The sequence below is a fragment of the Lysinibacillus sp. S1 genome (assembly GCF_044986265.1).
Classification (GTDB): Bacteria; Bacillota; Bacilli; order Bacillales_A; family Planococcaceae; genus Lysinibacillus; species Lysinibacillus capsici.
Genome location: NZ_CP173154.1, coordinates 3,769,935 through 3,788,053 on the forward strand (window position 1 = coordinate 3,769,935; position 18,119 = coordinate 3,788,053).

The 18,119-nt window shown below is 37.8% G+C and carries 18 protein-coding genes and 1 pseudogene; 7 read left to right on the forward strand and 12 right to left on the reverse strand.

The window, feature by feature from the left end; genetic code table 11:
• Window positions 1-12: 12 nt before the first annotated feature.
• The 3 genes from cysW to ACHZEU_RS18770 are packed head-to-tail and all read right to left on the reverse strand — an operon-like array spanning window position 13 to window position 2,796.
• On the reverse strand, window positions 13-888 hold the full coding sequence (gene cysW, locus ACHZEU_RS18760) for a sulfate ABC transporter permease subunit CysW (protein WP_269897699.1): 876 nt from the start codon (window positions 886-888) through the stop codon (window positions 13-15).
• A gap of 10 nt (window positions 889-898) precedes the next feature.
• Entirely contained in the window at window positions 899-1,732 is an 834-nt protein-coding gene (gene cysT / locus ACHZEU_RS18765; RefSeq protein WP_048394444.1) for a sulfate ABC transporter permease subunit CysT, read from the reverse strand.
• Window positions 1,733-1,743: 11 nt separating this feature from the next.
• Window positions 1,744-2,796: a sulfate ABC transporter substrate-binding protein gene (locus ACHZEU_RS18770; protein WP_404803637.1), complete on the reverse strand. Its 1,053-nt coding sequence runs from the start codon at window positions 2,794-2,796 to the stop codon at window positions 1,744-1,746.
• Between the two features lie 462 nt (window positions 2,797-3,258).
• Here ACHZEU_RS18770 and ACHZEU_RS18775 point away from each other — a divergent pair, with 462 nt between their 5' ends.
• The 4 genes from ACHZEU_RS18775 (at window position 3,259) to cysC (ending at window position 6,837) form a co-directional block, all read left to right on the forward strand.
• Entirely contained in the window at window positions 3,259-3,960 is a 702-nt protein-coding gene (locus tag ACHZEU_RS18775) for a phosphoadenylyl-sulfate reductase (RefSeq protein WP_404803638.1), read from the forward strand.
• 12 nt (window positions 3,961-3,972) lie between these two features.
• A complete protein-coding gene (locus ACHZEU_RS18780; protein ID WP_048394449.1) occupies window positions 3,973-5,037 on the forward strand; it encodes an inorganic phosphate transporter in 1,065 nt (354 codons plus the stop codon).
• A gap of 70 nt (window positions 5,038-5,107) precedes the next feature.
• A complete protein-coding gene (gene sat / locus ACHZEU_RS18785) occupies window positions 5,108-6,247 on the forward strand; it encodes a sulfate adenylyltransferase (RefSeq protein ID WP_103118712.1) in 1,140 nt (379 codons plus the stop codon).
• Window positions 6,244-6,837, forward strand: coding sequence for an adenylyl-sulfate kinase (cysC, locus tag ACHZEU_RS18790; protein WP_404803639.1), 594 nt, complete (start codon window positions 6,244-6,246; stop codon window positions 6,835-6,837). The genes sat and cysC overlap by 4 nt, the downstream gene beginning before the upstream one ends.
• Window positions 6,838-6,882: 45 nt before the next feature.
• On the opposite strand, the gene mnhG is transcribed toward cysC, so the two are convergent.
• The 7 genes and pseudogenes from mnhG to ACHZEU_RS18825 form a co-directional block, all read right to left on the reverse strand.
• A complete protein-coding gene (gene mnhG, locus ACHZEU_RS18795) occupies window positions 6,883-7,251 on the reverse strand; it encodes a monovalent cation/H(+) antiporter subunit G (RefSeq protein WP_004228373.1) in 369 nt (122 codons plus the stop codon).
• Window positions 7,235-7,516, reverse strand: coding sequence for a Na(+)/H(+) antiporter subunit F1 (locus tag ACHZEU_RS18800; RefSeq protein ID WP_004228375.1), 282 nt, complete (start codon window positions 7,514-7,516; stop codon window positions 7,235-7,237). The genes mnhG and ACHZEU_RS18800 overlap by 17 nt, the downstream gene beginning before the upstream one ends.
• Window positions 7,513-7,992 carry a Na+/H+ antiporter subunit E gene (locus tag ACHZEU_RS18805; RefSeq protein WP_404803640.1) on the reverse strand — a complete coding sequence of 160 codons (480 nt, stop codon included), beginning with the start codon at window positions 7,990-7,992 and terminating at the stop codon, window positions 7,513-7,515. Before ACHZEU_RS18805 ends, ACHZEU_RS18800 begins: the two co-directional genes overlap by 4 nt.
• Before the next feature lie 4 nt (window positions 7,993-7,996).
• A complete protein-coding gene (locus ACHZEU_RS18810) occupies window positions 7,997-9,484 on the reverse strand; it encodes a Na+/H+ antiporter subunit D (protein ID WP_054549430.1) in 1,488 nt (495 codons plus the stop codon).
• On the reverse strand, window positions 9,477-9,818 hold the full coding sequence (locus ACHZEU_RS18815) for a Na(+)/H(+) antiporter subunit C (RefSeq protein WP_004228379.1): 342 nt from the start codon (window positions 9,816-9,818) through the stop codon (window positions 9,477-9,479). Before ACHZEU_RS18815 ends, ACHZEU_RS18810 begins: the two co-directional genes overlap by 8 nt.
• The gene (locus ACHZEU_RS18820) at window positions 9,818-10,240 is read right to left on the reverse strand and encodes a Na(+)/H(+) antiporter subunit B (protein ID WP_004228380.1); all 423 of its coding nucleotides are present in this window, start codon (window positions 10,238-10,240) and stop codon (window positions 9,818-9,820) included. The genes ACHZEU_RS18815 and ACHZEU_RS18820 overlap by 1 nt, the downstream gene beginning before the upstream one ends.
• Window positions 10,227-12,638, reverse strand: a pseudogene (locus tag ACHZEU_RS18825) (Na+/H+ antiporter subunit A). The gene ACHZEU_RS18820 and the pseudogene ACHZEU_RS18825 overlap by 14 nt, the downstream one beginning before the upstream one ends.
• Before the next feature lie 154 nt (window positions 12,639-12,792).
• On the opposite strand from ACHZEU_RS18825, the gene ACHZEU_RS18830 reads away from it, so the two are divergent.
• On the forward strand, window positions 12,793-13,356 hold the full coding sequence (locus tag ACHZEU_RS18830; protein WP_404803641.1) for a DUF5366 family protein: 564 nt from the start codon (window positions 12,793-12,795) through the stop codon (window positions 13,354-13,356).
• A 345-nt stretch (window positions 13,357-13,701) separates the two neighbouring features.
• On the opposite strand, the gene ACHZEU_RS18835 is transcribed toward ACHZEU_RS18830, so the two are convergent.
• Window positions 13,702-15,552 (reverse strand): transglycosylase domain-containing protein, encoded by a 1,851-nt coding sequence (locus ACHZEU_RS18835; RefSeq protein WP_404803642.1) that lies wholly within the window; start codon window positions 15,550-15,552, stop codon window positions 13,702-13,704.
• 237 nt (window positions 15,553-15,789) lie between these two features.
• Between ACHZEU_RS18835 and ACHZEU_RS18840 the strand changes: the two genes are divergently transcribed.
• Both ACHZEU_RS18840 and ACHZEU_RS18845 read left to right on the forward strand, forming a co-directional pair.
• Entirely contained in the window at window positions 15,790-16,377 is a 588-nt protein-coding gene (locus ACHZEU_RS18840) for a peptidylprolyl isomerase (protein WP_004228389.1), read from the forward strand.
• A 22-nt stretch (window positions 16,378-16,399) separates the two neighbouring features.
• Complete coding sequence (locus ACHZEU_RS18845; RefSeq protein WP_066038174.1) at window positions 16,400-16,612, forward strand: hypothetical protein; 213 nt, start codon at window positions 16,400-16,402, stop codon at window positions 16,610-16,612.
• A 50-nt stretch (window positions 16,613-16,662) separates the two neighbouring features.
• Here ACHZEU_RS18845 and ACHZEU_RS18850 read toward each other — a convergent pair whose 3' ends face one another.
• Window positions 16,663-18,090 carry a hypothetical protein gene (locus tag ACHZEU_RS18850; protein WP_066038173.1) on the reverse strand — a complete coding sequence of 476 codons (1,428 nt, stop codon included), beginning with the start codon at window positions 18,088-18,090 and terminating at the stop codon, window positions 16,663-16,665.
• Between the last annotated feature and the right edge of the window lie 29 nt (window positions 18,091-18,119).

Genomic DNA, 18,119 nt, shown 5'->3' on the forward strand with positions numbered 1-18,119 from the left:
GACCATCTCCTTTTAACTAGATTTTGATTTCCAAGCAATAATGTCTTTCACAATTAATGTAAAGATGGCCATTACGCTCATTAAGGAAGCAACTGCAAAGGCTGCTGCAAATTGATATTCATTATAGAGAATTTCAATATGAAGGGGCATCGTATTTGTCATGCCACGAATATGACCAGATACCACAGACACAGCCCCGAATTCTCCGATGGCTCGTGCATTACATAAAATCAAACCATAGAATAGTCCCCATTTAATATTGGGTAATGTGACATACCAAAAGGTTTTAAAGCCACTTGCCCCCAATGAAATGGACGCTTCTTCCTCAGATATACCTTGGGTTTGCATCAGCGGTATTAATTCACGTGCAACAAAGGGTAATGTGACGAAAATTGTGGCAAGGACAATGCCAGGTAGTGCAAAAACAATTTTAATATCATGTGCAAACAACCATTCACCAAATAGTCCCTGTGAGCCAAACAATAAAATAAATACTAAACCTGCGATAACAGGTGAAACTGCAAAAGGTAAATCTACCATAGTAAGCAATAGATTTTTCCCCTTAAAATTAAACTTTGTAAGTGCCCAGGCAGCCATTACGCCAAAGATTGCATTGAGGGGTACAGTAATGGCTACGACGATTAATGTAAGCTTAATAGCAGCTAATGCATCTGGATGTGTAATCGCAGTAAAGTAAACATCGGATCCTTTTTGAAAGGCTGTAATAAAAATAGATACTAAAGGTAGTACGATAAAGAAAGCTAAAAAAGCTAAGGCAATAAATATTAACGTATAGCGAATAATACGAGGCTCCTGTAAGGCAGCAGTCTGTGTAGCTGCTTTCCTTTTTTCTGTACTAGCCTGCTGAATAAAAGTTGATTGTTCCATATAGTACCTCCTAATGTACAAACCGACGATTGGCTAGCCATTGTATCAAGTTAATGGTGAACAACAAAATAAAGGATGTCACAAGCATGACAACAGCTATGGCAGTTGCCCCCGCATAATCATATTGCTCAAGCTTTGTCATAATAATTAACGGCGTAATTTCCGTTTTCATCGGCATATTTCCTGCAATAAAAACAACCGAGCCATATTCACCTAAAGCGCGCGCAAAGGCCAAGGAAAAGCCAGTTAAAATAGCTGGTACTAGCTCTGGTAAGATGACTTTACGGAAGGTTTGTAAACGATTGGCTCCAAGGCTTGCCGAAGCTTCCTCCACCTCAGCACTGATATTTTGTAAAACGGGCTGGACCGTTCGTACAACAAAGGGTAGCCCGATAAAGGTTAAAGCAATAATGATGCCAAGAGGTGTAAAGGCAATTTTAAAATCAAAAAATTGACCAATCCAACCATTTGGCGCATAAAGAGATGTTAAAGCAATTCCAGCGACAGCAGTAGGCAATGCAAAAGGTAAGTCTACAAGCCCATCAATGATTCGTTTAAAGGGAAATTGATAGCGAACGAGAACCCATGCAATAGTCGTACCGAAAAAAACATTTAGTAAGCCTGCAATCAGTGCAGTGCTGAAGCTCACTTTGTAGGAAGCAACAGCACGGGGATCTGTAATGATATCTATAAATGCTGACCAGCTTAAGGACATGGTATGAATGAAAATCATGGAAAGTGGTAGTAACACTAGTAAACTTACGTAAAGCATTGTATAACCAAGAGATAAATGAAAGCCTGGAATAATTCGACGCGATTTTTTAGGAATGATTAAACTGCTCATCAAAACGCTCCTTATTGTGGTACGTATATTTCATCAAAGGTACCACCATCTTTAAAATGGGTTGCTTGTGCTTGTGACCAACCACCAAAATCATCGATGGAAACAAGTTCAAGCTGAGGGAATTGATCTTTATACTTTGCTAGAATCGTTTCACTACGTGGTCGATAATAATTTTTCGCCGCAATTTCTTGCCCTGTATCACTATATAAATGCTGTAAGTAAGCTTCAGCGACTTCACGTGTCCCTTTTTTATCTACGATTTTGTCTACAACTGCAACTGGTGGCTCAGCTAAAATACTTAAAGAAGGCGTGATGATTTCAAATTCATCCTTACCTAATTCATTGAGAGAGAGGTATGCTTCATTTTCCCACGCAATTAAGACATCACCAATTTTACGTTCTACGAATGTTGTTGTAGCTCCACGAGCGCCAGAATCAAGTACTTCTACATTGCTGTAAAGTGATTTCATAAATTCTTTTATTTTTGTCTCATCATTGTTATATAACTTTCCGGCATAAGCCCAAGCAGCTAAGTAGTTCCACCGTGCACCTCCAGATGTTTTGGGATTAGGCGTTATGACAGATACATCATCTTGAATCAAATCATCCCAATCTTGTATGTTTTTTGGATTGCCCTTGCGAACTAAAAAAACAATTGTAGATGTATAGGGAGTCGAATTAAGATCAAATTCGGTTTGCCAATCTTTATTCAGCAGCTCACGAGTTTGAGCAATTTCATCAATATCGTAAGCGAGTGCGAGTGTCACAACGTCGGCTTCAAGACCATCAATAACTGCACGCCCCTGTTTGCCAGATCCACCATGTGATTGATTGATTGTGACGTCTTGGCCAGTATCAGCCTTCCATTTTTTTACAAAATCTTTGTTGAACTCATCGTAAAGCTCCCGTGTTGGATCATAGGAAACATTTAGTAGCTCTACAGACTTCTTGTCTTCCTGTTCGCTTGCTTTTTCATCTGAGTTAGCACTTCCACAGCCAGTTAAACTAAGCGTTAGAATAGTTAATAATGCCAATGATTGGAGAACATAGCTCTTTTTTTTCATAGTTAATCCGCCCCTTTTCTGTCTTAAGAATGCAAAAAGCCATCACCCACAATGACATGACAACATTGGGTAGATGGCCTTCAGATCCTCTGATCAGCGTTTTTTTAGGTCAAAGCTTTAGTAATACATTAAACATATATTTCCTATTAGTCAACAAGGAATTATAAAAAAGATTATTTATTTTGAAAATTAATAGAAGTGTCCTTAGATTCCACTCATCATATGCAGCAAAGAACAAAAAAAATGGGTGTATGGAAAAGATATTTAAAAAACCTAGTTGACTGCTTGGTGTACTTTAGTATATATTTGGTAATAAGAAGAATGATTGTAGTACGAGGTAACAACTACTAGTGAACAATCATTAAATATAGAGCTGGCTAGTCAAACTAGAGGCGTTTTAACAAAGACCTGTTTTTCCTATGTCTTTTGTTAGAACGCCTTTTTTGCTATGAGGGGGATTCGATGTTAACTTACGAAAATTGGCAAGAACCGATCATTGATTTTCAGGTTGATGATATGTATAAGGCTGCACTAGAGGTTTTACAGTGGAGCTATCAAGAATATGGAGATGAAATCGTCTATGCATGTAGCTTTGGTATTGAGGGCATTGTCTTAATTGATCTCATTTCAAAGGTAAAGCCTAACGCTACGATTGTTTTTTTAGATACAGATGTACACTTTAAAGAAACATATGAAACCATTCATAAAGTCAAAGAAAAATATCCACAACTTAACATTGTCATGAAAAAGCCAGCCCTTACACTTGAGCAACAAGCTACACAACATGGTGAAGAACTATGGAAGTCTAACCCAAATAAGTGCTGTGATATTCGTAAGATAAAACCTTTACACGAAGCCTTATCAGGTAAAAAGGCTTGGATATCAGGCTTACGCCGTGAGCAATCACCAACACGTCAACAAACAAACTTTTTAAATCGTGACGATAAATTTAAATCGATTAAAGTTTGTCCATTGATTCATTGGACTTGGAAGGATGTCTGGCGCTATGTTTCAAAGCACAGTTTGCCATATAATCCGTTACACGATCAAGGCTATCCAAGCATCGGCTGTGAGCATTGTACGAAACCAGCATTTACAATGGAGGATTTACGTTCAGGTAGATGGCAAGGTTCTGGTAAAACCGAGTGCGGGTTACATGAATAAAGGAGTTCTGCCATGCTTGAATATTTTGCAATAGCTATTAGTTTATTTTTTGCGATGAACATAGGAGCAAGCGGTGCAGCAGCCTCAATGGGTGTTGCTTATGGGGCAGGTGCCATCAAAAAAGCGTGGCAAGCATTGCTTTTATGCGCGATAGGCGTCTACAGTGGAGCTGTATTAGGCGGAGGAGAGGTAGTCAAAACGATAAGCTCAGGCATTATGCCCCAGGAATATATTACGGTAAAGGTTGTCATCATTATCTTGATTTCTGCGACAAGCTCGTTATTTTTCGCCAATCTTTTAGGCATTCCCTTATCAACGAGTGAAGTAACAGTGGGTGCTGTCGTGGGTGTAGGAATTGCCTATAAAGTACTATTCGTCAATTCGCTGCTTGTCATTATATCATTTTGGGTGATTGTACCGCTTGTTGCCTTTGTCATTGCTCTTGTATGTGGAAAGTTATTATATAAGTTACAAAACACAGGGTTGCTGAAAGATCGGCCAATTTTAACTGTTCTTCTCGTTTTAGCAGGATTTTTCGAAGCATTTTCAGCGGGGATGAATAATGTTGCCAATGCAGTTGGACCCTTGGTGGGAGCAGGAATGATGGATGTGACAACGGGCATTGTGCTTGGCGGTGCATTTGTCGCAATAGGTGCTCTGCTACTTGGTAAACGAGTGCTTGAAACAAACGGCAAAAAAATAGTGCGCTTTCAAAAGGCAGAGGGCATTCTCATTTCAAGTACAGGTGCACTGCTTGTTGGCGTAAGCTCAATTTTTGGGCTTCCAGTACCCTTAACACAAGTCACTTCTTCATCCATCATTGGGATGGGGATGGCGAAAAACGGAAAGCAAATCTTCCATAAGCATATTGTGAAAAAAATTATACGTATTTGGGTTGTATCACCCATCTTTTCATTAGTCATTTCTTATTTTTTAGTGCAGTTATTTTTAGAAAAAGACCTTTATGCCATTATTTTAAATGGCAGCATTATTGTTGGGACGCTAGGGGTCATTAGTCTGATGCGTACGATGCGTGAAGAAGAGCAGTCTATCTATGATGCAGGGGAAGGCATTTAAATTGAATCATATCATCACTATCTTTTGACTACAAAACTTAGTATTTAACTAGAATTAGGAGGAGATTTTTATGAGTCTACAACCACATGGTGGACTACTTGTGCAAGCATTTAATCCGGAAAAAAAAATCACAACTATTCATAAGGAAATTGAGTTGGATGCAATTTCGTTGAGTGATTTAGAGCTAATTGCTATAGGGGGGTATAGCCCAATTGAAGGTTTTTTAACACAAGTAGACTATGAGTCAGTCGTGGCACAAAGTCGTTTAGCATCAGGTGTAGTATGGAGTATTCCGATTACATTACCTGTTACAAAAGAGAAAGCGTCCATTTTACAGCCTGGTGACGAGGTGAAGCTGGTTTATGGTGATGAAGTATATGGCGTTATTGAAGTAGCAGATATTTATGAGCCGAATAAACGGAAAGAGGCTTTACTTGTCTATGGAACAGAGGATTTAGCACATCCGGGCGTTCAAAAGCTTTTTGATCGTCCTGCCATTTATGTTGGAGGGAAAATTACGTTAATTAAACGTCTTACACAAAAGTTCCCTGCTTATTCATTTGACCCAATAGAAACGCGACAATTATTTGCTGACAAGGGATGGAAAACTATTGTTGGCTTCCAAACACGTAATCCAGTCCATAGGGCGCATGAATATATTCAAAAGGCAGCACTTGAAACGATTGATGGGTTATTTCTAAATCCACTTGTTGGAGAAACAAAGTCAGATGATGTGTCAGCTGCTATACGTATGGAGAGCTATGAGGTTTTATTAGAAAACTATTATCCTGAAAGTCGTGTACAATTAGGTATTTTCCCAGCCGCTATGCGGTATGCAGGACCAAAGGAAGCTATTTTTCATGCACTTGTTAGAAAAAATTATGGCTGTACTCATTTTATTGTTGGTCGTGATCATGCAGGTGTTGGTGATTATTATGGCACATATGATGCACAAAAGATTTTTGAACAGTTTACTGAAGATGAATTGGGAATTGTCCCACTGAAATTTGAGCATAGCTTTTATTGCCAGCAATGTGAAGGCATGGCGACGACAAAGACGTGTCCACATGATAGCTCTGCCCATGTCATTCTATCAGGAACGAAGGTACGTGAGATGCTACGAAATGGAGAAGTACCACCAAGTACATTCAGTCGTAAAGAAGTCGTAGACATTTTAATTAAAGGCATGAGTAAGGAGGTAGTGAAATGAGTTCAAACATTGTTTGGCATGAAGCCTCCATTACAAAAGAAGAACGCCGTTCAAAAAATAAACATCAAAGCTTTATTTTATGGTTTACGGGTTTATCTGCTTCAGGGAAATCATCAGTGGCCAATGCATTTGCCCGACGATTATTTGAAATGAGCAATCAAGCCTTCGTATTAGATGGTGATAATGTGCGTCATGGCTTAAATAGTGACTTAGGATTCGATGAGGCAGGGCGCAAAGAAAATATTCGTCGAATAGGTGAAGTCTCAAAGTTATTTATAGAGAGCGGTCAAATTGTGCTAACGGCTTTTATTTCACCTTATCGAGAAGATCGTCAGGTAGTCCGTGAACTTGTAGAGGATGGTGAATTTTTAGAGGTCTTTGTAAAGTGTTCAGTAGAAACATGTGAAAAAAGAGATCCTAAAGGTTTGTATAAAAAAGCAAGGAATGCTGAAATTGCTAATTTTACAGGGATTAGCGCTCCATATGAAGAACCGATTAACCCAGAAGTTATTTTGGATACAGAACAGCATTCCATTGAAGAATGTGTGGAGCAACTGACAATTATTTTAACTGCCAAGGGATATATTTAACTAAAAAAAATCTGCTCGATTTAGTAATCGGGCAGATTTTTACGTTTATTTTACACCTTGTTCCTTTTTCATTCTGTCAATTTCAGGACCTAGTTCATCACGTACGGTACCTTTCCAAGGCTTAACACCAGCAATATAGGAAGAACGTGTCATAATGTGTCCGCCAACAGGACCAGTAATAAAGAGGAAGAGTATCCCCAATAAAATACGAGGGTTGAAATGATCTTCAATGAGCCAAAAGTGAAAGAATACACCAATTAGTACACACATGACGCCAAGTGTTGCACTTTTTGACGCGGCATGTGCACGTGTATACAAATCAGGTAAGCGGACCAGTCCAATAGCTGTCACGACAATAAAGAGTACTCCAACAGTAATGAAAAAGATAACTAAACTATTAGCGAGAATTGTCACGTTTGATGATATCTCCTTTCTCTATGAATTTAGAGAAAGCCATCGTACCGATAAACGATAAAATTGCTAGCAATAAAATGATTTCAAGAAAGAAGCTTGTTTCCACTAAAATCGAAAATAGTCCGATTAGGGAAATGAGTGAAACACCAAGTGAATCCAAAGCTACAACACGATCGGATGCGGAAGGACCTTTTACCATTCGATAAATGACCGCTATCATAGATAAGCAAATCACTACGATTACAGCAATAATAAATGTTGTCATGATTTACTCACCTCCAAAATCGCTTTTTCAAATGAATCTCGAATGGAAGCAATGGCTTCATCCACATCGTTAATATCAATTGCATGTACATACAAAGTTTTCGCATCATCCGAAACATGCACTACAACTGTTCCTGGCGTTAAAGTAATAAGACTTGATAATAACGTAATTTCCCAGTCTTGTGTTAAAACAGTTGGATAAGCAAAAAAGGCTGGTTGCAGGTCCAGTTTAGGCTTCAACACTACTTTTAACACTTGAACATTTGCTAAAATTAATTCTTTAAAGAACAACAACGTTAATTTTAGCAGGGCCCATAATCGATAGACATAAAGACGGGACTTGAAAAACCTCCGCATGAGAATAAGTAAAAGTATCCCCATAATGAATCCTATGATAAAACCAGTTGCTGTGTAATTAGAGGAAAGGAACATCCAGACAAAGGCAAGTACAAAATTTAAAATCATTTGAAATGCCATAGTGCTAATCCTCCTTCATCACAGCATCTATATAGATAGATGGATCATTTAATAGTTTTGCAGCATCATCCATAAATGGCGTAATCCATTCAGAACCCACACCATATGCGACCGTAATAAGTACTAACAAGGCAGTAGGCATAAACAGCATTTTATAGGTAGATTTGTCGACGGTACCTTGTGTTTCTTTTTCTTCACCCCAAAAGGCATAGAGGAAAATACGAATCACGGATAGTAGAACAAGCAGTGAAGATGCTAAAATGAAAATACTGCTCCACATACTGCCAGCCTCAAAGCCTCCCTGAACAATTAACAGCTTTCCAACAAACCCGCTAAGTGGTGGAATTCCAGCTAAGCCAAAAGCTGCTATTAAATAACACCAACCCAGTGCAGGGTATTTTTTCATAAGTCCACCCATTTTACGCAAGTCAGATGTACCAGTAATGTAGATGACAATGCCGATTAACATAAAGAGTGCTGCCTTAATCAGCATATCGTGAATTAAATAAAACATAGCTCCTTTTAAAGAAGCCTCATTCATTTGAGAGACACCAAATAAAATGACACCTACTGCAATGACAATGTTATAGATAATAATGAGCTTTACATCAAAATAGGCGAGTGCTCCAATACAACCAGCCACAATTGTTGCAATAGCTAATGCCATTAGTAAATCATGCGTATAGGATAAATCATGTACAAAAAATAGTGTGTAGGTACGTGTAATGGCATATACCCCAACCTTTGTGAGCAGAGCGCCAAATAGAGTTAAGACAGGGATCGGGGCTGCTGCATACGAAGTAGGAAGCCAAAAGTATAATGGGAAAATAGCTGCTTTTAGTCCAAATACCATTAAAAATAGTACAGCAATAACAGTAATAATCCCTGGTTGATTAATTTCAGCAATTTTTACCGCAATATCAGCCATATTTAATGTCCCTACTACAGAATATAAATAGGCCACGGTTATAACAAATAATGCCGAAGAAATAACATTAATTAAAATATATTTAATTGACCCTTTCAGTTGCCCCTTCTCACCACCTAAAACGATGAGTAAATAGGAAGCCATTAACAATACTTCAAAGAACACAAATAAGTTAAAAATATCACCTGTTGTAAAGGCACCATTGACCCCAGTTAAAATAAACATAATACCAGGGTAATAAAAGAAGCGTTCGCGTTCCTTCGTGATAGAACCGAAGCCATACCAAACAACAAATAGTGCAATAAGCAATGTCGTTGTAACGAGCAATGCAGACACCATATCAGATACCATTGTAATACCGTAAGGAACAGGCCAATTTCCAAATGTGACCTTTTGAATACCATCTTCTTTCACTGTTAAAAGCAGAGAGAGGGCAGAGAGGAGGGCTAGTCCAATCCCAAGTAATGAAAATGATCGCTGATAAGTTAGATTTTTTTGTCCAAACATTAAAATCATACCGAAGAAAAACGGGATGATAATGGGTAATAGTAGGAAGTTATTCATCCTCATCACTTCCTCTCATTAAGCTAATATCATCCGTGTTAAGCTCTTGATAGGAACGGTAGGCAAGTACAAGGAAGAATGCTGTCACCCCAAAGCTTATAACAATTGCAGTTAAAATAAGTGCTTGGGGTAAGGGATCAGCAAATGTTTTGGCTCCTTCGTTTAAGACAGGTGGAGCTTCACCACCAAGACCACCCATTGTTAAGATGAGTAGATGAGCACCATGACTTAACAGACCTGTTCCAATAATAATGCGCAATAAACTTTTTGATAAGATTAAATAGACCGCTGCCATAAAAAGAAAGCCGATCACAAAGGCCATAATTATTTCCATTATTCATCCTCTCCAATCGTTTGAATAATGGTCATCGTAACGCCGACAACAACCAAATAAACCCCGCTATCAAAAAGCATAGCCGTGTGTAATGACTGTTTGCCTAGAAGCGGTAAATCGAAATAATCAAAGAAATGTGTGAAAAACGGTTTGCCCACAAACATTGGGTATGCCGCAGTAGCAAGGGCTAATAGTAAGCCAATGGCTGTTAAATATGTGTAATTAATAGGTAGAATATGGCGGACTGTGTTGATATCATAGGCTAACACTAAAAGAACAAGTGCACTTGATGTTAACAGCCCTCCAACAAAGCCTCCACCAGGTGTATAGTGACCAGCTAAAAAAATATGAATGGAGAAGAAGAAAATAATGAAAAATACAATTTTAGCTGTAAATTGTATTATCACATCATTTGTTTTCATGAGTGTTCTCCTTTCTATTCATACGTAACTTAATCATAGCTAAGATGGCCATGCCAGCTATACCGAGTACTGTAATTTCAAACAATGTATCGAAACCTCGATAGTCTACTAAAATTACGTTTACAATATTKCCACCACCAGCTAAAGAATAGACGGTTTCCTCGTAGTACTTAGCAATAGAGGGAATTAGTTTTTGGGAATGAGCTGATAGCGCAACAAGTGTTACCATCACACCAACTGCAATGGAAACAATGGCACGATTTAACTGGAACCTCATTCGCTCCTCGCGTTTACCAAGCTTAGGTAAATGGTAAAATGCTAATAAAAATAGTGCTACTGAAATCGTTTCTATAACGAGCTGTGTCAGCGCTAAATCAGGTGCGTTAAAAATGACAAAGAATAAGGCTACTGTATAGCCTACAGTACCAAGCCCAATAATGGCTGTTAAACGTGATTTGGCCAAGATGGTGATGGCAGTACCAATTAATAAAACTACGATCAAGATAATTTCATACAAATTAATTGGTGAGGCTCCTTGGAATGAAATATTAAATGCATCTTTCACGAATAGAGAGCCGATAACAATAATAGTTATTCCGCTAAACATATAGAGTAAATAGTGACGCATAGAACCTGTCATATAGCGTCGGGAAATACGATTTAAGCCAACATCTAATCCCTGCATGATTTTGTCATAGGCATTGTTTAATGTTAACGCTTGCGGGAATCGTTGATACATCCCTTGCCATTTTGGTAAGGCAACAAATAACAATACCCCAACTATTATAATTCCAATGGTCATCAGTAACTCTGGGGTAATGCCATGCCAAGCAGATACATGAATATCAACAGCTTGAGGTGAATCATACAAAAATGGCTGTATCGCTTGAACGGCTGGTTTTACAAAGGTATTACCGATAAAGTTTGGAATAAAGAAGATTGTCACAACTAAAGCTGCTAAAAGAATAGGAGAAATTAGCATACCAATCGGCGCCTCATGTGGTTTATGAGGTAACTGCTCTGGTTTGTAATTCCCATTAAATGTTCGGAAAACAAAATAGAAACTATAGATAAATGTAAAAATACTAGCAATCCACGCAACAATAGGGAAGAGTGCTCCCCATGTTTCAAAGCCGAAGAATTCAAACTTTTGAAGTGCAAGCATGGCTGTTAAAAACATTTCTTTACTTAAGAACCCATTAAATGGTGGAAGACCAGCCATTGATAAACTTCCTATTGCAGCCACAGTAAAACTAATTGGCATAATACTCATTAAACCACCGAGTTTACGAATATCTCGAGTTCCAGTTTCATGATCCACAATGCCTGCAATCATGAAGAGACTGCCTTTAAATGTTGCATGATTAATAAGGTGGAAAATGGCAGCAAATGCAGCAAACTTTATGGTATCGATTGAGCCATTTGCATGAAAAGCAACAGCACTTGCCCCGAGTAGTGACATAATAAGCCCAAGCTGACTGACTGTAGAGAATGCTAGAATACCTTTTAAATCAGTTTGCTTCACTGCAAAGAAGGAACCCCAGAATAAAGTTAAGATACCTACACCTGTTACAAGCCACACCCAAAGTTCAGAGGCTGCAAATATCGGCGTAAATCGTGCAACTAAATAGATACCTGCTTTGACCATTGTAGCTGAGTGAAGGTATGCACTTACTGGTGTTGGCGCCTACATGGCATCTGGTAACCAAATGTAGAATGGGAATTGCGCGGATTTTGTAAATGCTCCCAAGAGTAATAGGACAAGTGACCAAGTGAATAAAGGTTGGTCTACTAAATTTGGTGCCATGACTATCAATTCTCGAATCGAGTAGGTTCCTCCCATTAAATAAAGAAGAACGAAGCCACCTAACATCATTAAACCGCCGCCAACTGTAATCATCATAGACTTTAATGCACCAAAGCGTGAGGCATCCCGATTATACCAATAGCCGATGAGTAAAAATGATGATATGGATGTTAGCTCCCAGAAGAAATAGAGAGTAATTAAATGATCTGACTGTACTACTCCCAGCATGGCTGACATAAATAACAGTAAGTAAACATAAAAGTTATGTAATTTTTCTTTATGTTTATCTAAGTAAAAAATGGAGTAAAGCACAACTAACGAGCCAATTCCAGTAATGAGTAATGAGAATAATAAGCTAAGTCCATCTAAATATGAGATGATGGAAATATCAAGCGATGGAATCCAAGGTAGCTCTGCAGTAAATACTTCACCTTTAGCAACTTGAGCAATATATGTTGTATAAATAACAGCAAGCGTAACAGGTACAGCAAGAACAAACCAACCTGTGTGAATATTATTCATGCGTTTATATAATAATGGCACTAATATTGCAACAAGCATTGGAATAAAAATATAAAGTACTTGTAACAAAAAAACCCTCCTTTATGCAGGTAAGTAAATCAATTATAACGTACTTTAATTGGGAATGCATATGTACTATTGGGATTTAGCTTGCGGTCGTTGGAGAATTTTCGTTATATTATAAATAGGAAGTTATCAATAAAAATAGAGGAAAAAATTTTTTATGAAGAACCCATATATCTATGGTTATCTACCATTAATTACAATTTTATTGTTTAGTTTGACATTTGGGATGTATGTTGTTGGTAAATCTTTACAGATTTTTCAAGCCATCGGTGTGTATTCAGGAATGCGAGAGTTTTTATCAGATTTTGAGTTACGTGTATTTCTTCTCATCGTCTTTGCCATTGTTTTTTTTATGTTATTTTCTGCCCTTAAACTAGTAGGCGAAACCATTCATGAAGTAGGAATGCTGTTCTTTTCAAAGGACAACGAAGGAGCCACAGTTAGTCAGGCTCGAGGTGGCTATATTATCTTATTTGTAGGTGCTATGTGTTCTGCATTTGCCATCCAATTTATTTATGTTTTAATAGGTATTTTCGTCATAACGATATTTACTTACTTTATTTATCTGATTTATAAAATGAGTCATTTTATATCAATGGGCGGCACAATCGGTCTATTAATCTTTGAGCTTTTTATGTGGACGATTCTTTTAACATTAGTTATTTATGTCGTATTAAAGCTATATAATGGCATTTTGGCAAGTTTGCCGTTTGCAAATTAATACATACTATTAAAATGGTGATGTTAATAGTAGAAAAAGAGAGTTTGAAAGGAGAGGGGTTGATTTCCGTTCCGCCAGCGTCCTTTCCAGGGGGCGTTCGATGAGCCGCTTCACTCCTTTACATTCGCTCCAGGGTCTCCTCTGTGACGTTAAATTCCATGGATAGTGAGACAGACGAGCCCCTGTACGGAGCGGAGGAAGCGGCTCGGCGCTCGTCCACAGGAAAGCAAGTTGCCTGTAACGGAAAACCATTTACATCTTTAATAAAAATTTAATTGATGGTTTTGTTTTTTAACACTTTAAAGAGGTAGTAGTCTTAGCGACTACTACCTTTTGCATGTTTCACTACTCAAGCAACACGTTAAATAATTGGTGATGAATTTTGTACTCTTCTAATTGCTGCATCGATTGAGGTTTATCATACCCTAGCCATACAGCAGCAGTATATTCATTATTGAGTCCAGCAAGCCAGTAGTCACGATAGTCATTCGTTGTCCCTGTTTTTGCACCAACGTAGCTGCTATTACTATAGACACCTTGACCCGTACCGTTTGCTACAACATCTGCAAGGAGTTCACGCATGTATTTTACTGTTTTAGGAGACCAAATTTGATCACGCTGTGTATCCCAACTATAAAGCTCTGTTCCATCTAATGCTGTGACTTTTCGAATACTATGTGCAAGTACATAAGAGCCATCAATAAAGCTAGTATAAGCATCTGCTAGTTCTAATGCTGTTACACCATAGGTTAGTCCTCCTAATGATGCAGCATAATTATAATCTTTCTCTACAATCGAGCGGAAGTGAAAGCGATTAAGGTAATGAAAGGCTGTCTCGACGCCAACGGTTTGAAAGAGACGAAGTGCAGATGTATTATAGCTATGTCGAAAAGCAGTACGAATTGACACATCACCATACGTATAGCCCCCATAGTTTTGTGGGCAAAACGAGCCCACACAATAACGCCCACCATTGACAATCGAATCAGGTGTATGAGATGTTGTTTCGAAGAATGGTGCATAGACTGCCAGAGGCTTAAAAGCTGAACCAGGCTGACGTGTTCCTTGGAATGCACGATGGAAATCAAATTTTTCATAGTTCTTTCCTGCATACAGACTGACTATTTCTCTTGATTGGTTTTCAATGGCTGCACCTGCAGCTTGCCATGGGCTAGTACCTAAAATAGCTGACATTTTTTCCTCATCATGTTGCTGTTTAGTAGGATCAAGTGCTGTGTGAATGACGAGTCCATTTTGAAATAATGTATTGAGTCGAATGTCTAATTGTGCTTTAATTTTTTTCTTTTCTTCCTCATTATCTGTAGAGCTTAGTCGATCCGCATAACCTTCTTTTTCTGCAATAAGCCATTTTAGCTCTTGAAGAACATAAGTGCTATACATTGGATAACTTTGAATTTTATCTTTCACATTTAATGTAATGGCATCAGCCTTATAGTTTTTTGCCTCTCCCTCTGTAATAGCCCCATTTGCTGCAAGGGTATCTAACAAACGCTCCTGCCTTGCTTTAGTTTGATCATAATTCTTTAAAGGATTATAAAGGGAAGGGTTATTTGGGATGGCAGCAATGAAAGCTATTTCAGCGATGGATAATTCTTGGAGTGGCTTTTGAAAATAATAGGTGGCTGCTCCGCCAATGCCATAAACTTGATTGCTGAAATAGGACTCATTTAGGTACATCGTTAAAATGGCTTCTTTATCAAATTCTTTTTCTAATTCATAGGCATAAAAAAGCTCTGTTAATTTCCGTTCATATGTTTTTTCTTCGGATAAATAACGCATCCGAACAAGCTGCTGCGTAATTGTACTACCACCTTGAGAGGTTGTGTTGCTATTTGAATTGGCTACAACTGCACGAATAATAGCACTTAAATCAAAGCCAATATGCGTATAAAAATCAGCATCCTCACTGGTAATGAATATTTCCTGGGCAATTTGTGGAATTTCTTGTAAACTTAGTGGCTGCCGCCATTCGACATATTCCTCACTAAATGTTTGCCCATTTCGATCAATAAGTGTAACAGGTAGTTGGGCCTCTACCTCGGGTAAATGTATTGCATTAGTCATTTGTTCCTCATGTGCTTGTGCAATATTGATTTCTGTTTTAATGTTTGTGCTAATCCACCATAAAGCAGGAAGGGATAGAACGATAATAAAAAAACCAAAAGCCTTTTTCATGTGTGCCTCCACTCTTTCTATAAATCCTTCATCAGAATAACATATTTTGGATTGATTCCAAATACTCGCTCAGACCTATTTACATAGTTTTAAACAAGAATAGTAAAAGTGCAAAAATCGTCAATACTTAGAGGGAGAAAACCAGTAGGAAGTATGTTAGACTAAAATGAGGTCAGAAAAGGTGCAAGGGCATCTTTTTCATTGAAACTGAAATTTATCATTAAAGGAGAGACTTCCATGTTTCCACAGTTAACAACAGACGTACAAGCAGGCGAAGTGCTTGTAGAAATGAACACAACATTAGGTGCTATCAAAATTAAATTATTCCCTGAGCACGCACCGAAAACGGTTGAGAATTTTTTAGGTCATGCTAAATCAGGCTACTATAACGGCATTATTTTCCACCGTGTTATTCAAGACTTCATGATTCAAGGTGGCGACCCAACTGGTACTGGTATGGGCGGAGAATCAATTTGGGGTAATTCCTTTGAAGATGAGTTCTCAGAGCAATTGTTTAACCTACGTGGAGCGCTTTCAATGGCAAATGCAGGACCAAACACAAATGGTTCTCAATTCTTTATTGTACAAATGAAGCACCTTCCAAGTGATATGCTTCGTCAATTACAAGGGGCGGGCTTCCCTGAAGAGATCATCGAAGCTTATGCTCAAAACGGTGGTACACCTTGGTTAGACCATAAACACACAGTATTCGGTCATGTAGTAGAAGGTATGGACATTGTGGATAAAATTGCAGATGTGGAAAAAGATTTCCGTGACAAACCATTAGAAGATGTGAAAATTGAGTCAATTACAGTCTTTGAATAATACGTATAAGGACGTGTAGAACATGCAGAACTTTATGTATCAATTTTTATATTTCCCAGAAGACAAATCAGGTTATATTCCAGCAGCATTTGAATTTTTAATTATGCTTATTTTATGTATTATCGTGTTTACGCTTTTCAGAAAAATTTCTAAGAAACAAGAATTAAAATCAAAAGAAATTGAAGCACGTATTTTAGCAGAAAAGAAAAACACAAACAATCAACAGAATGTCTAATAAAAAGAATCTGCTTGCCACAGAGGGCGAGCAGATTCTTTTTTATTGTATCAATTTTTTTTAAAGCGTCGAATAGTATTTTGCAGGGCCTTGATGGCAGTGAAACAAACCAGTACAAGTGACAAGCCAATCCCACTCAATGCAGTAATAAAGGCTACCCATTCAAAGAGTGTATAACTACCGATGCTATCGAAATCACTGCTATCTTTCCAGCCTTCAATGACTAAGTTCATCCCATAAATACCCGATACCACAGTAAAGACTGTTAAAATAAATAGTAAATTATTACTTCGATTATCGGATTGATCTTCCTGTGTTCGATACAAACTATTCAATGTTTCTTTGGTTTCTACATAATGTTCATTTATACGGAAGTACTTTCGTAGCAATTGAGCAATTTCTCTGCCTTCTGTTCGTACGATGACTTCTTCAAAATAATAGCGTGCAGAAAACTTTGTAATCAGCTCGATTAGTTCATTGACAACCTGTTTATCTTTGCCCCACTTTATTTCACTATACTCATAGGAAAGCTTTAAGAGCATCATTTTATAAAAATAATGAATGAACAAATTGTAATAGTGCGTACCCATAAATTCTTGAATACTATGTGTACATTTGGCAAACGGCCTATTTGTAATCGTTATTTGTGCTTGTGAGGAGGTGATAATATAACTGTTAGGAGCCCAGCGTGTATGGGCATGCTCTTGTACATAATTAGAGATATATGAAGGATTAGTGCTAGAAATAAAGGGTTTGCCAGCAGGTGTCCTACCGTCTACTTGTCCTAAGCGAAATAAATGCTCAGGTATAATTTTAGCTTCTTCCTCTGCAATTAAATAAGCTGAGGCAAACATTCTCTCATCTTCAAAGAAAGGTAAGCCTTCATAGCTATGGTCTTGTTGATGTAATAGAAAGGGTTTTAAATAAGGTATAAAATACTTAAATAATAATTCACTCGTAGAAGAACAATGACCAAATGAAAAATGATGACTTGCACCTTTTTCCTCTCGTAGTTTAGCCTCTAATACTCTAAAATAGTGGATAAAATTTAAGATATCACTTAGATCATGCGATTGATCTGTAATATTTGTTCTGACTGTTATAATCCCATTCCCAAAAGGACATAATGTCACATCAATACTCATCACTTCGTAATCATAATTGATTTGACTTTCTTGCAGATGTAAGGTGCCTTGTGTATAAAAAGCTTTCGAAAAACGAATAAAGTCAGGGTTATTCATTTCGTTTGGAAATAATTTATCCTCCAAAAAAGGATAGAAAAATTGGGCAAGTTCCTCATGTATAATCGTCATATCACCATAAAAAGCGTCTTCAAGAGATGTATTGTTTAAGGTGAAAAAGGAAAAGCCCTCGTTTAGTAGTATATCACTGATTTTTTGACGATTTTTTTCGGAATAGGCGAAGGGAAATAGGAATGTCATATAAGCACGTTTAATCGTTAATGGGACAATGTCCATGTAAAATCACCTCTGTATAAATCCGATTG

Bases quoted from the DNA above. Each gene is read 5' to 3' on its own strand.
- cysW (WP_269897699.1), bottom strand. From the start codon at position 888: ATGGAACAATCAACTTTTATTCAGCAGGCTAGTACAGAAAAAAGGAAA.
- cysT (WP_048394444.1), bottom strand. From the start codon at position 1,732: ATGAGCAGTTTAATCATTCCTAAAAAATCGCGTCGAATTATTCCAGGC.
- ACHZEU_RS18770 (WP_404803637.1), bottom strand. From the start codon at position 2,796: ATGAAAAAAAAGAGCTATGTTCTCCAATCATTGGCATTATTAACTATT.
- ACHZEU_RS18775 (WP_404803638.1), top strand. From the start codon at position 3,259: ATGTTAACTTACGAAAATTGGCAAGAACCGATCATTGATTTTCAGGTT.
- ACHZEU_RS18780 (WP_048394449.1), top strand. From the start codon at position 3,973: ATGCTTGAATATTTTGCAATAGCTATTAGTTTATTTTTTGCGATGAAC.
- sat (WP_103118712.1), top strand. From the start codon at position 5,108: ATGAGTCTACAACCACATGGTGGACTACTTGTGCAAGCATTTAATCCG.
- cysC (WP_404803639.1), top strand. From the start codon at position 6,244: ATGAGTTCAAACATTGTTTGGCATGAAGCCTCCATTACAAAAGAAGAA.
- ACHZEU_RS18800 (WP_004228375.1), bottom strand. From the start codon at position 7,516: ATGACAACATTTATTATTGCTGTAATCGTAGTGATTTGCTTATCTATG.
- ACHZEU_RS18805 (WP_404803640.1), bottom strand. From the start codon at position 7,992: ATGGCATTTCAAATGATTTTAAATTTTGTACTTGCCTTTGTCTGGATG.
- ACHZEU_RS18810 (WP_054549430.1), bottom strand. From the start codon at position 9,484: ATGAATAACTTCCTACTATTACCCATTATCATCCCGTTTTTCTTCGGT.
- ACHZEU_RS18815 (WP_004228379.1), bottom strand. From the start codon at position 9,818: ATGGAAATAATTATGGCCTTTGTGATCGGCTTTCTTTTTATGGCAGCG.
- ACHZEU_RS18820 (WP_004228380.1), bottom strand. From the start codon at position 10,240: ATGAAAACAAATGATGTGATAATACAATTTACAGCTAAAATTGTATTT.
- ACHZEU_RS18830 (WP_404803641.1), top strand. From the start codon at position 12,793: ATGAAGAACCCATATATCTATGGTTATCTACCATTAATTACAATTTTA.
- ACHZEU_RS18835 (WP_404803642.1), bottom strand. From the start codon at position 15,552: ATGAAAAAGGCTTTTGGTTTTTTTATTATCGTTCTATCCCTTCCTGCT.
- ACHZEU_RS18840 (WP_004228389.1), top strand. From the start codon at position 15,790: ATGTTTCCACAGTTAACAACAGACGTACAAGCAGGCGAAGTGCTTGTA.
- ACHZEU_RS18845 (WP_066038174.1), top strand. From the start codon at position 16,400: ATGCAGAACTTTATGTATCAATTTTTATATTTCCCAGAAGACAAATCA.
- ACHZEU_RS18850 (WP_066038173.1), bottom strand. From the start codon at position 18,090: ATGGACATTGTCCCATTAACGATTAAACGTGCTTATATGACATTCCTA.